The following is a 15,474-nucleotide window of genomic DNA, read 5'->3' as shown; positions in this document are numbered from 1 at the left end:
TTAATTAGGGATGGAAGCTGCTTCTAGACACTGGGGAATGTCTTATAAATTAGGGAGGAACAGCTTCGATATGTATACTATAAAAGATAGATGTGACCCCCATGTGAACATAGAGTGAAAGATATGGGGATTTGAAAAATGATAGATATGAAGTTATTGTTGTAAGAGTTGTAGAGTAAAGCGAGTTATAATAGAAAGTTTTCCGTTATAAGAGGAAATGAAGTCCGAATATAAATAAAAGTTGAAATCTATGAAAAAAAGGATTATGCTCAACTACGTTGGGCTCTTAAAAAGCTTTTATTTATGAGGAGAATAAGGGAGTTAGTGAATATGCAAGTAGCCAAAAGACAATGGTTATATAATCGTTTTATACGATTAAACCCGCCACAAATATTAGCATTAGGCTTTTTTTGTTTAATTGTGGTTGGAGGTTTGCTATTAAAGTTACCGTTTGCAACGAAAGTACATATTAGTTGGGTAGATGCTTTCTTTACAGCTACGTCGGCAGCGACTGTAACGGGTTTAGGAGTTGTAGATACTGCAAGTACGTTTACGATGTTTGGTGAAATTGTTATTATGTTTTTAATTCAAACAGGTGGTCTCGGTCTTATGACAATTGCCATCTTAATTGTTTGGGTATTAGGTAAAAAAATTGGTTTACGTCACCGATTATTAATTGGAGAAGCTTTTAATCAAACAAATATCGGTGGTCTTGTAAAATTAGTGAAACGAGTTTTTATTTTTTCTATTTGTATTGAGCTTATTGGAGTGGTCTTTTTATCCTTTCGCTTTATTCCAGAGTTCGGTTTTGGAAAAGGTTTATACTATAGTGTATTCCATGTAATTGCATCCTATAATAATGCTGGCTTTGCTCTTTGGCCGGATAATTTAACAAGGTATGTAGGAGATCCTATTATTAATATTGGGATTTGCTCTTTAATTGTAATAGGTGGCCTTGGTTTTACCGTATTAATTGATATATGGTATAGTCGCAGTTTTCGAAAACTATCGCTTCATTCCAAAATTATGATTGTTGGAACGGTAGCGCTAAATGTTATAGCGATGATTGTGGTTTTTGTATTGGAATATAATAATGTGAAAACGTTAGGGAATTTATCTTTAAATGAAAAGTTATGGGCTTCTTTCTTCCAAGGCATTACACCACGGACAGCTGGTTTTAATACGGTTGACTATGGAGGTATGGAAGAATCAACTATATTATTTACGATGGTTTTAATGTTTATTGGTGCAGGAAGTGTATCAACAGGTGGAGGGATTAAATTAACAACGTTTGTTATTTTAATTACATCTGTCCTTTCTTTCTTTAGAAAGAAGGAGGAAATCGTTTTATTTCAGCGTACCATTAAAATGTCGACAGTAACGAGAGCGCTGGCGATTGTCGTAGCCAGTCAAATCCTTATTTTCACGGCTGTATTTGTATTAATGCTTACAGAAGACTTCAGTTTTATTCAGTTATTATTTGAGACAATTTCAGCGTTTGGTACAGTGGGATTAACGATGGGGATTACTGCGAAGCTATCAGCGTTCGGCAAATGTATTATTATGTTTGTTATGTTTTGTGGATTAATTGGACCGTTAACACTTGTGTTTTCTTTAGCGCGCCCAGCAAAACAAAAAATAAAATATCCATCGGAAGATGTATTTACAGGATAAGGTATCTCGCAAAAAGCGAGATACCTTTTTCTTTTTTTTAAAAAAGGGAAAACAATAAGCCGATAAGTGCTACACGGAATAAAATCGCGACAAGTGCTGCAATACCACCCACAATCGCAGCGATACTACCAGTTACAGTAGCTCCGCGATTGTAAGCGTAAATTCCTAGTAACACAGACACAAGACCAAATAGTGTTGGGAATGTGAAGAGTGATAATATTGCTAAAGCAAGAGCAATAAATCCAGCAGTCGATCCAGCAGCAGATGATCTTACATCATTTTTATCATCTTTATCATCGAAATCAATGTGCTGTGGTGCGACCTCAGCTGCGTATTCTTCTTTATAGTCACTATAATCACTATCTATTCTATCTCTTTTTTTATACTCATCAAATTTCTCAGTCAAAGTCATGACTCCTTTCATAACAAGGTTCAATAGTAGTATGTATCTCTTTTTCCTTTTTATTCGAGCTTGTACAGGGAGTAATATCCATTTGGAAGGAGGAAATTGTTTTTTCTAAATAGGAAAACTTAGTATGACTTCCTCTATTTTGGAAAGTATAAAAAGGAATAATGAAGAAAGGGTGTAGTACATAATGGAACATCCAATTGAAAATTTAATGAAAACAGCAATGACAAATTTAAAAGAGATGGTAGATGTAAATACGATTGTTGGAAGTCCAGTTTCAACAGCTGACGGAAAGGTAGTATTAACGGTATCTCAAGTGGCTTTTGGTTTTGGAGCTGGTGGAAGTGACTTTAAAGGGGATTTCACTACTGAAAAACATAATGGCGGACAAGGCCAGCATAAAGAGAACAAGCAAAGCCATCCATTTGGAGGCGGAAGTGGTGCTGGGGTTTCCATTAGTCCAGTGGCTTTTTTAGTAGTTGGTTCTAATGGCGTACAAGTTTTGCACCTTAACAGTAGTACACATTTAATTGAAAAAGCTTTAAATGCTGTACCAAGCACTGTAGATAAATTTGTGAACGATCGCTAAAGGTGAACTTGCATTTTTTAGGAATTATGATATATTAGAAAAAGTGCGCTTTGAGATGATCGGAATAATTGAACTGTAAATATATATGATGTAAGGAATAAGGGAGAGGAATTTATGATTAACATTAAAAACTTAGTAGTTGGCTTATTTATGTTAGTAAGCGGCTTTGTTGTATATGTAATTAAAGAAAAAGCTCCATTCTAAAACAGACAAACCGTTACTGTCTGTTTTTAATTTGTGGAAAAATGTTGACAAGTTATTGTATTGGTGTTAAAATTTTAATTCGTGTCTCGGTTACAGCTAGTGTAAAGTAAATAACTCTTATGAATATAATACGAAAAGTTTGCGAAAGATCGGGTAATCTTACCAACAACTTTTGTGAACAAACCCTATAAATTGTATTTGTAAGCTTTATATGTATACTAGTGAATCAAGGAGCGGTCAGTGGAACCGTAATGATGAGAGAGAGGTAGGGCTTTCATCCAGTATATGTTACTTTCCCGTTAGGTGAATATAAAAAAGAGGACTCCTTTCCAAAAGGAGTCCTCTTTCATTTTTAAGTACGGCTTTCAACTTGTTGACAAATTTCATCCGTTGTTAAACCATGTGCTTTAATTACAGATCCTTTTATCGATGCATCTGCAATGCCCATCATATTAGAATCTTGCCCGGTTACAACGCAACAATCGCACCCATGTGCATCATTTTCAGAGTTAAGTGAAACGACTTCATGTCCTTGTTGCTGAAGAGCTTGTTGAACATCAGTTAAAGAGTTCTCAACGCCGATTTTAGCCATAATTCTCACCTCCTACCATCTAGTTGCTAGTATGCTCAAGTACATAGCATATATTTATGAAAAGATGGTAGGAAGAGAATATTTGTTTAGTCGTTATATACACCAGTAAGCATTTGACTAACGAATTGATCATTTAATGTATCTTGTGCTGAACTGTTATTAGATTGAATATCGATTGAAGCTGTATAGTTGTTATGTTTCCTGCTATTTGGTTCTACTTCAACGTAATTATCGAATTTACAAAACCCTTTCGTATCCATTAGATCAAATAGTTGTAGCATTTCTACTACCTCTTGTCTCGTTCCTTTAATTTGTACACACGCCATATTTATTTCCTCCTTCATTTTGACAAATTGTTTTTTAAAAATAGGATTATGATTCTGAAATGAAAAATATGAATGTTATTTTTAGACAGCGTTAATTTTTTTATTTTCCCCCTTTTTCAGCAAAAGTCGTTATATATTCCCGAATTTGTAAAATCGGACGTCCGTTTATTGAATACAATAGATTCGTATTAATTGACGAAACTCCTTCTTTTAAACAAATATTTTTTTTAGTGGAAATTGGCGAAAAAAATTTTTTGACTTTTTGTAAACGTTAACAATGTTGTTAAATCAATATAATCAAAGATGTACGTACGATTAAAAATTAAAAATTTTCTAAAAATTCACTTGATTTATTTGGAAAGGAGAGTAAACTAGGAAACAATAAAAAAATCATAGAACATAGGGGGCGCTTTCCAGTGAACGAGCAATGGATTTTCTTAAATGGAGAATTTGTTCCAAAAGACGAAGCAAAAGTTTCAGTATACGATCATGGCTATTTATATGGCGATGGCGTATTTGAAGGGATTAGAGTTTATAGCGGTAATGTTTTCCGTTTGAGGGAGCATCTTGTCCGGTTATATGAATCAGCAAAATCCATTATGTTAGAAATTCCATATTCGTTAGATGAAGTAACAAATATTGTTGTTGAGACGATTCGACAAAATAAATTATCTAATGGATATATTCGCCTTGTTGTATCAAGGGGAGCAGGGAATCTTGGCTTAGATCCTGATTCTTGTAAGAAACCGAATGTAGTGGTAATCGCAGAACAACTATCTTTATTCCCGCAAGAATATTATGAAAAAGGAATTCCGATTATAACAGTTGCAACGCGTCGTAATCGTCCGGATGTTTTGTCGCCACAAGTAAAATCTTTAAATTACTTAAATAATATTTTAGTTCGCATTGAGGCGAAATTAGCTGGCGTACAAGAAGCACTTATGTTAAATGATCAAGGATACGTAGCTGAAGGCTCTGGAGATAACGTATTTATTGTAAAAGGAAATAAGTTAATTACACCGCCTAGTTCTGCTGGAGCGTTAGAAGGTATTACGCGAAACGCAATTTTAGAAATAGGTGAAAAACTTGGGTATGACGTAAGAGAAGAGTTATTTACAAGACATGATGTATATGTAGCTGATGAAGTGTTTTTAACAGGAACAGCTGCTGAAGTCATTGCTGTTACGACAGTAGATGGTAGAACGATTGGTTTAGGAAAAACAGGTCCAAATACGAATCGTCTATTAGAAGAATTCCGTAAATTAGTTGTAGAAGATGGTGAGAAAATTTACGAAGAAAATAAAGTTGGATAATAATCCTTTATGACATGATAAAGCGTTGATAGGGAGTAGTAGTTGATTGTGAAGCCTCACAGAGAGTCGGTGGTTGCTGAAAACCGATGGTTCACGTCGACGAACATCGCCCTTGAGTGCTAAGCTGAAGCGTTTGTCTAGGCTTAGACGGTAGCTCCGTTATTAGCTAGACTCATTTATGGGTCACTGAGGCAAGAGTATTCTTGCGAAGAAGGGTGGTACCGCGAAATCTTTCGTCCCTTCAGCACATAGCTGGAGTGTGGACGTAGGATTTTTTTTATTTATAAAAGTTTTTAAAAGGGGGCTTATAAGAATAATGTCTTCAAAAACGGAAGAGAAACTGGCAACTGGTGCACAGCTATTGTTAGAAGCGCTAGAAAAGGAAGGAGTAGAAGTGATTTTCGGTTATCCAGGAGGTGCGGTTTTACCTTTATATGATGCACTTTATGACTGTGAAATTCCGCATATTTTAACAAGGCATGAGCAAGGTGCGATTCACGCCGCTGAAGGGTATGCCAGAATTACTGGGAATCCAGGAGTTGTAATTGCAACAAGCGGTCCTGGTGCTACAAATGTTATTACTGGTCTAGCTGACGCGATGATCGATTCATTGCCACTTGTTGTATTTACAGGGCAAGTAGCAACAACGTTAATCGGGAGTGATGCTTTCCAAGAAGCTGATATTATGGGGCTTACGATGCCGGTGACAAAACATAATTATCAAGTGCGAAAAGCATCGGATTTACCCCGAATTATTAAAGAAGCATTTCATATCGCTAGAACAGGAAGACCGGGTCCAGTCGTAATTGACCTTCCAAAAGATATGGTAGTAGAGCAAGGTGAGCGATGTAGTGATGTACAAATGGATTTACCAGGATACCAGCCTAATTACGAACCGAATCTACTACAAATAAACAAATTATTACAAGCGATTGCGACTTCAAAAAAGCCGTTAATTTTAGCTGGAGCGGGTGTATTGCATGCAAAAGCATCAAAAAAATTAACAAGCTTTGCTCGTAAATATGAAATTCCTGTTGTGCATACATTACTTGGCCTTGGTGGTTTTCCACCAGATGATAAATTATTTCTTGGGATGGGGGGAATGCACGGTTCTTATACAGCCAATATGGCGTTATATGAATGCGATTTACTGATTAATATAGGTGCGAGATTTGACGATCGTCTTACTGGGAATTTAGCTTATTTTGCTAAAGGGGCGACTGTCGCACATATCGATATTGATCCAGCAGAAATTGGGAAAAATGTGCCGACTGAAATTCCTATTGTTGCAAGTGCTAAGCGGGCGTTAGAAGTATTACTTCAAACAGATGGAAGGAAAGAAAATCATCATGAATGGCTCTCTTTATTAAAGAGTAGAAAAGAAAAGTATCCATTAACTTATAAACGAAATTCTGAAAGTATTAAACCTCAATACGCGATTGATATGTTATATGAAATCACGAAAGGAGAAGCGATTGTAACAACAGACGTTGGGCAACATCAAATGTGGGCAGCACAATACTATCCGCTGAAAAATCCAGATAAATGGGTAACTTCTGGAGGGCTAGGGACGATGGGGTTTGGATTTCCGGCAGCAATTGGTGCACAAATTGCAAAGCCAGATGAACTAGTCATTGCAATTGTCGGTGACGCTGGATTTCAAATGACATTGCAAGAATTAAGTGTATTAAAAGAACATTCTTTACCCGTTAAAGTATTTATTTTAAATAATGAAGCTTTAGGGATGGTAAGGCAATGGCAAGACGAATTTTATAATCAAAGATATTCACATTCTTTATTGTCGTGTCAACCAGATTTTGTCGCTCTTGCGAATGCGTATGGTATAAAAGGTGTTCGTATTGATGATCCACTTCTTGCAAAGAAGCAATTGAAGCATGCGATTGAATTACAAGAACCAGTCTTAATTGATTGCCGTGTACTTCAATCTGAGAAAGTTATGCCGATGGTTGCGCCAGGGAAAGGTGTTCACCAAATGGAAGGAGTGGAAAAAAGGTGAAGAGAATTGTTACAGCGACAGTTCGTAATCAGAGCGGTGTGTTAAATAGAATTACAGGTGTTATGACCCGAAGGCATTTTAATATTGAAAGTATTTCAGTAGGGCATACAGAATCATCGGATATTTCACGGATGACGATAGTTGTGCATGTGGAAAGTGAACAGCAAGTTGAGCAGTTAATTAAACAACTTCATAAGCAAATCGATGTTCTGAAAGTATCAGATATTACAGAAGAAGCAATGATTGCTAGAGAACTTGCTCTTATTAAAGTAGCAACTTCTGTAGCAAGGGCGGAATTATATAGTTTAATTGAACCGTTTCGAGCCGCTGTAATAGATGTTGGGAAGGATTCCATAGTTGTGCAAGTAACAGGTACGCAGGATAAAGTGGAAGCGTTAATTGAATTACTTCGACCATACGGTTTGAAAGAAATTGCGAGAACAGGTGTAACAGCATTTACACGTAGTATGAAAAAGCAAGATAAGCAAGTTATGTTAATTCAATAATCATTTAAATATAGGGGGAAAAGAAAATGGCAAAAGTTTATTATGAAAAAGACGTAACGGTAAATGTATTAAAGGAAAAGAAAGTAGCAATCATCGGATATGGTTCGCAAGGTCATGCGCATGCACAAAACTTACGTGATAACGGATTTGATGTAGTAGTAGGGTTAAGGAAAGGGAAGTCTTGGGATAAAGCGAAAGAAGATGGCTTTTCTGTATATACAGTAGCAGAAGCAGCAAAAAAAGCAGATGTAGTAATGATTCTACTACCTGATGAACTGCAGCCGGAAGTATATGAAGCGGAAATTGCACCAAATTTACAGGCAGGAAATTCTCTCGTGTTCGCACATGGGTTTAATGTTCACTTTGATCAAGTAAAACCACCGGCGAATGTAGATGTATTTCTAGTAGCGCCAAAAGGTCCTGGGCATCTAGTGCGCCGTACGTTTAGTGAGGGAGGTGCTGTTCCAGCATTATTTGCAGTATATCAAGATGCAACAGGAGTTGCGAACGAAAAGGCACTTTCTTATGCTGACGGAATTGGAGCTACGAGAGCAGGTGTATTAGAGACGACGTTTAAAGAAGAAACAGAAACAGATTTATTTGGAGAGCAAGCTGTACTTTGCGGCGGAGTGACTGCGCTTGTAAAAGCAGGGTTTGAAACGTTAGTTGATGCAGGATATCAACCTGAACTTGCATATTTTGAATGTTTACATGAACTAAAACTAATTGTTGACCTTATGTATGAAGGTGGACTTGAAAATATGAGATATTCAGTTTCGGATACAGCGCAGTGGGGAGACTTCGTATCAGGACCACGTGTTGTTACTGAAGATACGAAGAAAGCAATGGGTGAAGTACTAGCGGAAATTCAAGATGGTACATTTGCAAGAGGATGGATTGCAGAGCATAAAGCAGGAAGACCAAATTTCCAGGCGACAAATGAGAAAGAAAATGAACATGAAATCGAAGTAGTTGGACGTAAATTACGTGAAATGATGCCTTTCGTACAACCGCGAGTAAAGGTAGGGATTAAATAATATGAAGCAGATTTTGTTCATGGATACGACGCTTCGTGATGGCGAACAATCACCAGGAGTTAATTTAAATGAACAAGAGAAATTACAGATTGCAAGGCAACTAGAGAGACTTGGTATTAATGTAATGGAGGCGGGATTCGCAGCAGCTTCTGAAGGTGATTTTCAATCGGTAAAACGTATCGCAAATACCATTCAAAATGCTACGGTTATGAGTTTAGCTAGGGCGAAAGAAAGTGATATTCGAAGAGCCTATGAAGCTGTGAAAGGTGCTGTATCTCCTCGTCTACACGTATTTTTAGCTACGAGTGACATTCATATGAAATATAAGCTTTGTATGTCAAAAGAAGATGTGTTAGATAGTATTCATCGCTCGGTTACGCTCGGAAAATCATTATTTCCGACAGTACAATTTTCTGCAGAAGATGCGACAAGAACATCAAGGGCATTTTTAGCTGAAGCAGTAGAAGTAGCGATTCGCGCAGGAGCGAATGTAATTAATATTCCGGATACAGTTGGATATACGAACCCAGAAGAATACTATTCTTTATTTAAATACTTACAAGAATCTGTTCCTTCGTATGAAAAAGCAATTTTCTCTTGTCACTGTCACGATGATCTTGGGATGGCAGTAGCAAATTCATTAGCTGCGGTTGAAGGTGGAGGACTGCAAGTAGAAGGAACAATTAATGGAATTGGAGAAAGAGCGGGGAATGCAGCTCTAGAAGAGGTCGCAGTTGCTCTTCATATTAGGAAAGATTTCTATAAAGCGGAGTCTTCTATGACACTAAAAGAGATTAAATCGACAAGTACGTTAGTAAGTCGTTTAACAGGTATGGTTGTACCGAAAAATAAAGCAATCGTTGGAGCAAATGCTTTTGCTCATGAATCGGGTATTCATCAAGATGGTGTTTTAAAGGAAGTAACGACATATGAAATTATTGAACCGTCACTTATAGGAGAATCTCAAAACTTATTTGTACTTGGTAAACATTCTGGGCGTCATGCGTTTACGGAAAAAATGAAAGAGCTTGGTTATGAGTTTACAAAAGAAGAACGGGATGTGGTGTTTGAGGCATTTAAAAAATTGGCAGATCGTAAAAAGGAAATTACAGAAGAAGATTTACGGGCACTTATGCTTGGTGAAGCAGCATTTGCAGCGCAGCAATATAACATTACGCAATTGCAAGTACATTTCGTATCCAATAGTACACAATGCGCGACAGTCGTTCTGGAAGATGAGGAAGGAAATGTATACGAAGATGCAGCAACTGGTTCTGGAAGTATTGAGGCAATATACAATGCAATCCAAAGAATTTTAGGTTTAGAATGTGAATTGGCAGATTATCGCATACAATCTATTACACAAGGTCAAGACGCACTTGCTCACGTTCATGTTGAATTGAAAGAAGGAACTCATCAAGTATCAGGTTTTGGTGTTGCGCAAGACGTATTGGAAGCATCGGCGAGAGCTTACGTCCATGCAGCAGGGAAATTGAAATCTTTTATATCACTTGTAAAGTAAGTTTTTGATAGGTGAGGGAAACTTTCCTCACCTATCAAATTAAAGTTCTGAAAATTCAGATAAAGAAGGAGTGTTTACATTGGAAAAACGTATCGTTTGTTTAGCTGGTGATGGTGTTGGCCCGGAAATTATGGAAAGTGCGAAGGCAGTATTGCATATGGTAGAGAGGCTATATGGACATCATTTTCATTTGCAAGATGAGTGTTTTGGCGGGGCTGCTATTGATTTAACTGGTCAGCCATTACCACAGCGAACGCTTGCCGCCTGTTTAGCGAGTGATGCGGTTTTACTTGGCGCAGTGGGTGGACCAAGGTGGGATCATGCGAAAGAAAGGCCGGAGAAAGGATTATTAGCATTAAGAAAAGGACTCGGTGTATTTGCGAATGTCCGTCCTGTAACAGTAGAAAGTGAAACTGCACATTTATCTCCATTGAAAAACGCTGAAGAAATTGATTTCGTTGTTGTTCGTGAATTAACAGGAGGAATCTATTTTTCTTATCCGAAAGAACGAACGGAAGAAGTAGCGACAGATACACTTACGTATCATCGCCATGAAATTGAACGTATCGTTTCGTATGCTTTTCAATTAGCGAGTAAGCGGAAGAAAAAAGTAACATCAATTGATAAGGCAAATGTTTTAGAGTCTAGTAAACTATGGAGAACCGTAACAGAGGAAGTAGCACTGCGCTATCCAAATGTGGAATTAGAGCATATTTTAGTAGATGCAGCTGCTATGGAGTTAATTCGGAATCCAAGGAGATTTGACGTTATTGTAACAGAGAATTTATTTGGTGATATTTTAAGTGATGAGGCTTCTGTATTGGCTGGATCATTAGGAATGCTTCCATCAGCAAGTCACGCTGAAAATGGCCCTTCGTTATACGAACCTATTCACGGATCAGCACCGGACATTGCTGGGAAAAATAAGGTGAATCCAATTGCGATGATGCGTTCTGTTGCAATGATGCTTGGGCAATCATTTGGATTAACGAGAGAAGGGTATGCGATTGAATTCGCAATTTCTGCAGTTCTTAAATCAGGAAAATGTACAGCAGATATCGGGGGGGATGAAACGACAACTTCATTTACGAAGGCAGTTATGCAAGAGATGGAAGAGCAAGCGCTAGTAGGGAGAGGACGATAATGGAAAAAAGATTACTAGATAAGCTTTGGGAGAGACATGTAGTTGCGACAAACGAGAATGGATTGGATTTATTATATATCGATCTTCATCTCGTTCATGAAGTAACGTCACCGCAAGCCTTTGAAGGCTTGCGGCTGGCAAATCGAACGGTCCGGAGACCGGATTTAACATTTGCAACAATGGATCATAATATTCCAACGAAAGATGTTTGGAATATTACCGATCGCATTGCAAAGCAACAATTAGATACACTTCGTGAAAACTGCAAACAATTTCAGGTGCCATTAGCAGATATTGGTGATGAAGAGCAAGGGATTGTTCATGTTATCGGGCCAGAACTTGGACTCACACAACCGGGAAAAACGATTGTTTGTGGTGATAGCCATACAGCAACACACGGTGCTTTTGGTGCACTAGCGTTTGGTATTGGTACGAGTGAAGTGGAACATGTATTGGCAACGCAAACGTTATGGCAACGAAAGCCGAAAGCGATGGGCATTGAGTTAAAAGGAAAGTTACCGCAAGGTGTTTATGCGAAAGATATTATTTTACATCTCCTTTCAAAGTACGGTGTAGCAGTTGGAACTGGATATGTAATGGAATTTTACGGAGAGACGATTCATGATATGGAGATGGAAGAGAGGATGACGCTTTGCAATATGGCAATTGAAGGGGGAGCAAAAGCGGGTATTATCGCACCAGATGAAAAAACATTTTCTTATGTAAAAGGGCGTAAATATGCACCGAAAGACTATGAATCTATTAAGAAAAAATGGTCGGAACTTTATACAGATTCAGATGCAGTTTATGATTTACATATTTCGATAGATGTTACGGATTTAGCACCGTACGTTACTTGGGGAACAAATCCGAGTATGGGTGTTCGTATTGATGAAAAGTTGCCAGAAAAGCATGATGCAAATGATGAAAGAGCATTTTCGTATATGGGATTAAGCCCTGGACAAAGTACGTATGAAATTCCAGTTAAGCATGTCTTTATTGGATCTTGTACAAATTCTCGATTATCCGATTTAGAAATTGCCGCATCTGTTGTGAAAGGGAGAAAGGTAAAAGACGGTGTGCGAGCACTTGTTGTGCCTGGGTCTAAAAGAGTAAGAGAAGCCGCGATGCAAAAAGGATTGCATCACATATTTGAAGAAGCTGGATTTGAATGGAGAGAGCCCGGATGTTCAATGTGTCTTGGAATGAATCCGGATCAAGTGCCTGAAGGAGAACATTGTGCATCTACTTCAAATCGAAATTTTGAAGGAAGACAAGGAAAAGGCGCACGAACGCATTTAGTTAGCCCAGCAATGGCGGCAGCGGCTGCGTTATATGGTCATTTTGTTGATATTAGAAAGGAGAGTTATGATGGAGCCATTTCGTATTCATAAAGGTACTACCGTAGTACTTATGAATGATAACATTGATACAGATCAAATTATTCCGAAGCAATACTTAAAGAGAATTGAAAGGACGGGATTTGGAAAATATTTATTTGATGAGTGGCGTTATGATAATGAGCGGCATGAAAAACCTAATTTTCCGCTTAATGCACCAGAAAGAAAAGGTGCGAGTATATTAATTACGGGTGATAATTTTGGGTGTGGCTCTTCCAGAGAACATGCTCCGTGGGCGCTTGCTGATTACGGTTTCCGCGTTATTATCGCTGGTGGATTTGCTGATATTTTTTATATGAATTGTATGAAGAATGGCATGTTACCGATTGTAATGGATAAAGATATGCGCGAAAAACTTACTAAGACGGACGCGAGAGATCAAATAGAAGTTGATTTAGAGAATGAAGTAATTACTACGAACACACACAGATTCCATTTTACAATCGAGAAAATGTGGAAAGAAAAATTAGTAAATGGCCTAGATGAAATCAGCATTACAATGCAATATGGACAAGAAATTGAAGAGTACGAAAGGGAAGTAGCTATATATTAAGAAATAACGGAATATTGAAAATCTATTTACATTCAGAATTAACTGTTATATACTATGTGAAAATCAGAGGAGAAAGGGAGTAAGTATTATGAATACAATACAATCTATTAAAATGCTTACACAATTACATCATCATACATGAAACCCTTGAACCTAACGTGAAAACGTGTAGGCACAAGGGTTATTCCCGTTGTACCTACACTCTACTAAAGAGCCTTGTAGGTATTTTTTCTACAAGGCTCTTTTTATTTTCGGTTTAGGTGAATGAAATAGGCATACATTAGAGAGGGAAGGGTGTGTGAAATGAAATGACAAAGTGGAAGCGTGCAAATCCGAATGGAACGAGGGATTACTTATTTGAAGAATGTACGTTAATTGAAGAAGTGGAACAAAAATTAAGACGGACTTTTTTAGATAGGGGTTATGAAGAAATAAGGACACCTACAATTGAATTTTACGATGTTTTTGCATTTCAAAACAGACCGATAGATGAAGAGAAGATATATAAATTTTTCGATGAAAAAGGGCGGATAATCGTCTTACGCCCAGATATGACAATTCCTTTAGCAAGAGTAATTGGAACGCAGAGATGGGACACTCCTCTTAAAGTGACGTATAGCGGAAATGTATTTCGGGCGAATGAGTCTCTTTCTGGAAAATATAATGAAATGGTACAAAGTGGTATTGAAATTATCGGGATTGATAATGTAAGAGCGGAAATTGAGTGTGTCATAAGTGTAATGCAAGCACTTCAAAAATTGAAGGTACAATCTTTTACAATCGAGATTGGGCAAGTACAGTTATATAAATGTATTGTAAAAAAACTCTCCATTCATGATGAAGAAGAGAGTGTGCTTAGGGCATATATTGAGAGTAAAAATTATGCCGGTCTCTCAAATTTTATCGAAGAAAAAAAGTTAGATCGAAGTGATGAAACAGTAAGATTACTTGAGAGATTGCCAAGGTTATTTGGGAGTTTAGATGTTATTGAGGAAGCGGAAAAACTCGCATCAAGTAATGAAATGAAGATGGCTATTGCAAGAGTGAAAGAAATATATGAAACAATTGAAAGGTTAGGATATGGCTCGTACATATCAATTGATTTAGGTATGGTTCAACATTTGGATTATTATACAGGAGTTATTTTCAAAGGGTATATATATGAAATTGGAGAAGAAATTATTAGTGGCGGAAGATACGATGAGTTAATTGGAAATTTTGGGGAAATGATGCCAGCTGTTGGACTCGCGGTGCAAGTAAATCAAATTGTTAAGGCACTTCAAGAGCAACAAGAACCATATAAACGAAAGAGAATAGATATTATGATTCATTATGAGTTAAATAGATTAGCAGAAGCGGAAAGATTACGAAATTTACTTCAAAAGGACGGGAAAAAAGTAGAGCTATCTTTGTTCTCTAATTTAAACGATACGTTTCAATTCGCAAAAAAGAATAAAATAATGACAGTCGTTGAGACGAAGAGTGATTCACTAGTGGAATATGTATGGAAAGAGAAATGGATCATCCAGAAAGAAGGGGAGGCTTCATGCGTAACGTTCAAATTGCGTTAACGAAAGGAAGATTAGAAAAGCATGTGATTCCACTGTTTGAGAAAATTGGAATTGATTGTTCGGAGCTTAAAGATAAAGGAAGAAAACTTGTGTTTAAAAGTAAAAACACAAATATTTCATTTATTTTAGTGAAAGCGGTAGATGTTGCTACTTATGTAGAACATGGCGTAGCTGATATTGGGGTCGTTGGAAAAGATATTTTAATGGAATGTGAGAAAGATATATATGAGATGGTGGATTTAGGAGTAGGTGTGTGTAAGTTTTGTGTTGCTTCTATTCCTACGTACAATCCGAAGAGTTACCGGAAGAAACGAATTGCTACGAAATACCCACATATCACTTCTACTTATTTTCATGATAAAGGAGAGGATGTAGAAATTATAAAAATAGAAGGATCCGTAGAGATTGCGCCACTTCTAGGATTGGCAGATGCGATTGTGGATATCGTTGAAACTGGAAAAACATTACAAGAGAATGGGTTAATTGTATTTGAGGAAATGTGCTCTATATCAGCGAGGATGATTGTAAATAAAGCAGCTTTAAAAACTAAAAAAGACGAAATATTCAGTATTATAAATATGATGGAGCAAGAAATTTTGTCAGGGAAGTAGGAGGCT

Annotated in this window: 16 protein-coding genes, 1 pseudogene and 1 other annotated feature; of the genes and pseudogenes, 14 read left to right on the top strand and 3 right to left on the bottom strand. The window is 37.2% G+C overall.

Going from position 1 to position 15,474, the window contains the following annotated elements:
• Positions 1-330 precede the first annotated feature (330 nt).
• The gene (locus COC96_RS09150) at positions 331-1,674 is read left to right on the top strand and encodes a TrkH family potassium uptake protein (RefSeq protein WP_098267147.1); all 1,344 of its coding nucleotides are present in this window, start codon (positions 331-333) and stop codon (positions 1,672-1,674) included.
• Positions 1,675-1,711: 37 nt separating this feature from the next.
• On the opposite strand, the gene COC96_RS09145 is transcribed toward COC96_RS09150, so the two are convergent.
• The gene (locus tag COC96_RS09145) at positions 1,712-2,080 is read right to left on the bottom strand and encodes an imidazole glycerol phosphate synthase (RefSeq protein ID WP_098267148.1); all 369 of its coding nucleotides are present in this window, start codon (positions 2,078-2,080) and stop codon (positions 1,712-1,714) included.
• Between the two features lie 190 nt (positions 2,081-2,270).
• Between COC96_RS09145 and ytfJ the strand changes: the two genes are divergently transcribed.
• Both ytfJ and COC96_RS09135 read left to right on the top strand, forming a co-directional pair.
• Positions 2,271-2,672, top strand: a complete 402-nt coding sequence (ytfJ, locus tag COC96_RS09140; RefSeq protein ID WP_098267149.1) for a GerW family sporulation protein — start codon at positions 2,271-2,273, stop codon at positions 2,670-2,672.
• Between the two features lie 114 nt (positions 2,673-2,786).
• On the top strand, positions 2,787-2,876 hold the full coding sequence (locus COC96_RS09135; RefSeq protein WP_000608227.1) for a hypothetical protein: 90 nt from the start codon (positions 2,787-2,789) through the stop codon (positions 2,874-2,876).
• A gap of 352 nt (positions 2,877-3,228) precedes the next feature.
• Here COC96_RS09135 and COC96_RS09125 read toward each other — a convergent pair whose 3' ends face one another.
• Together COC96_RS09125 and COC96_RS09120 are read right to left on the bottom strand one after the other, a co-directional pair.
• A complete protein-coding gene (locus COC96_RS09125; protein ID WP_141436224.1) occupies positions 3,229-3,468 on the bottom strand; it encodes a YkuS family protein in 240 nt (79 codons plus the stop codon).
• 86 nt (positions 3,469-3,554) lie between these two features.
• Positions 3,555-3,794, bottom strand: a complete 240-nt coding sequence (locus COC96_RS09120; RefSeq protein WP_002011724.1) for a DUF3911 family protein — start codon at positions 3,792-3,794, stop codon at positions 3,555-3,557.
• Between the two features lie 59 nt (positions 3,795-3,853).
• Between COC96_RS09120 and COC96_RS28355 the strand changes: the two are divergent.
• The 11 genes and pseudogenes from COC96_RS28355 to hisG all read left to right on the top strand — a co-directional run bounded on the left by COC96_RS28355 (position 3,854) and on the right by hisG (position 15,468).
• Positions 3,854-4,069, top strand: a pseudogene (locus COC96_RS28355) (hypothetical protein).
• Positions 4,070-4,210: 141 nt separating this feature from the next.
• Positions 4,211-5,107: a branched-chain-amino-acid transaminase gene (ilvE, locus tag COC96_RS09110; protein ID WP_097902404.1), complete on the top strand. Its 897-nt coding sequence runs from the start codon at positions 4,211-4,213 to the stop codon at positions 5,105-5,107.
• A gap of 16 nt (positions 5,108-5,123) precedes the next feature.
• Positions 5,124-5,351: a binding site (T-box leader), on the top strand.
• Between the two features lie 72 nt (positions 5,352-5,423).
• On the top strand, positions 5,424-7,124 hold the full coding sequence (ilvB, locus tag COC96_RS09105; RefSeq protein ID WP_098267151.1) for an acetolactate synthase large subunit: 1,701 nt from the start codon (positions 5,424-5,426) through the stop codon (positions 7,122-7,124).
• Positions 7,121-7,630 (top strand): acetolactate synthase small subunit, encoded by a 510-nt coding sequence (gene ilvN / locus COC96_RS09100; protein WP_000822952.1) that lies wholly within the window; start codon positions 7,121-7,123, stop codon positions 7,628-7,630. The genes ilvB and ilvN overlap by 4 nt, the downstream gene beginning before the upstream one ends.
• 26 nt (positions 7,631-7,656) lie before the next feature.
• A complete protein-coding gene (gene ilvC, locus COC96_RS09095) occupies positions 7,657-8,667 on the top strand; it encodes a ketol-acid reductoisomerase (RefSeq protein WP_098267152.1) in 1,011 nt (336 codons plus the stop codon).
• 1 nt (position 8,668) lies between these two features.
• Positions 8,669-10,189 (top strand): 2-isopropylmalate synthase, encoded by a 1,521-nt coding sequence (gene leuA, locus COC96_RS09090; RefSeq protein ID WP_098768664.1) that lies wholly within the window; start codon positions 8,669-8,671, stop codon positions 10,187-10,189.
• Between the two features lie 79 nt (positions 10,190-10,268).
• On the top strand, positions 10,269-11,333 hold the full coding sequence (leuB, locus tag COC96_RS09085) for a 3-isopropylmalate dehydrogenase (protein ID WP_098267154.1): 1,065 nt from the start codon (positions 10,269-10,271) through the stop codon (positions 11,331-11,333).
• Positions 11,333-12,727 (top strand): 3-isopropylmalate dehydratase large subunit, encoded by a 1,395-nt coding sequence (gene leuC, locus COC96_RS09080; RefSeq protein WP_098267155.1) that lies wholly within the window; start codon positions 11,333-11,335, stop codon positions 12,725-12,727. Before leuB ends, leuC begins: the two co-directional genes overlap by 1 nt.
• Positions 12,705-13,286: a 3-isopropylmalate dehydratase small subunit gene (leuD, locus tag COC96_RS09075; protein ID WP_098267156.1), complete on the top strand. Its 582-nt coding sequence runs from the start codon at positions 12,705-12,707 to the stop codon at positions 13,284-13,286. The genes leuC and leuD overlap by 23 nt, the downstream gene beginning before the upstream one ends.
• A 308-nt stretch (positions 13,287-13,594) precedes the next feature.
• A complete protein-coding gene (locus COC96_RS09070) occupies positions 13,595-14,857 on the top strand; it encodes an ATP phosphoribosyltransferase regulatory subunit (RefSeq protein WP_098267157.1) in 1,263 nt (420 codons plus the stop codon).
• Positions 14,833-15,468, top strand: a complete 636-nt coding sequence (gene hisG / locus COC96_RS09065) for an ATP phosphoribosyltransferase (protein WP_097902396.1) — start codon at positions 14,833-14,835, stop codon at positions 15,466-15,468. Before COC96_RS09070 ends, hisG begins: the two co-directional genes overlap by 25 nt.
• The last annotated feature ends 6 nt before the right edge of the window (positions 15,469-15,474 follow it).

It is taken from the genome of Bacillus cereus, from assembly GCF_002577405.1.
GTDB classification, from domain to species: domain Bacteria; phylum Bacillota; class Bacilli; order Bacillales; family Bacillaceae_G; genus Bacillus_A; species Bacillus_A cereus_AU.
This window is presented reverse-complemented; position numbering and strand designations above follow the sequence as displayed.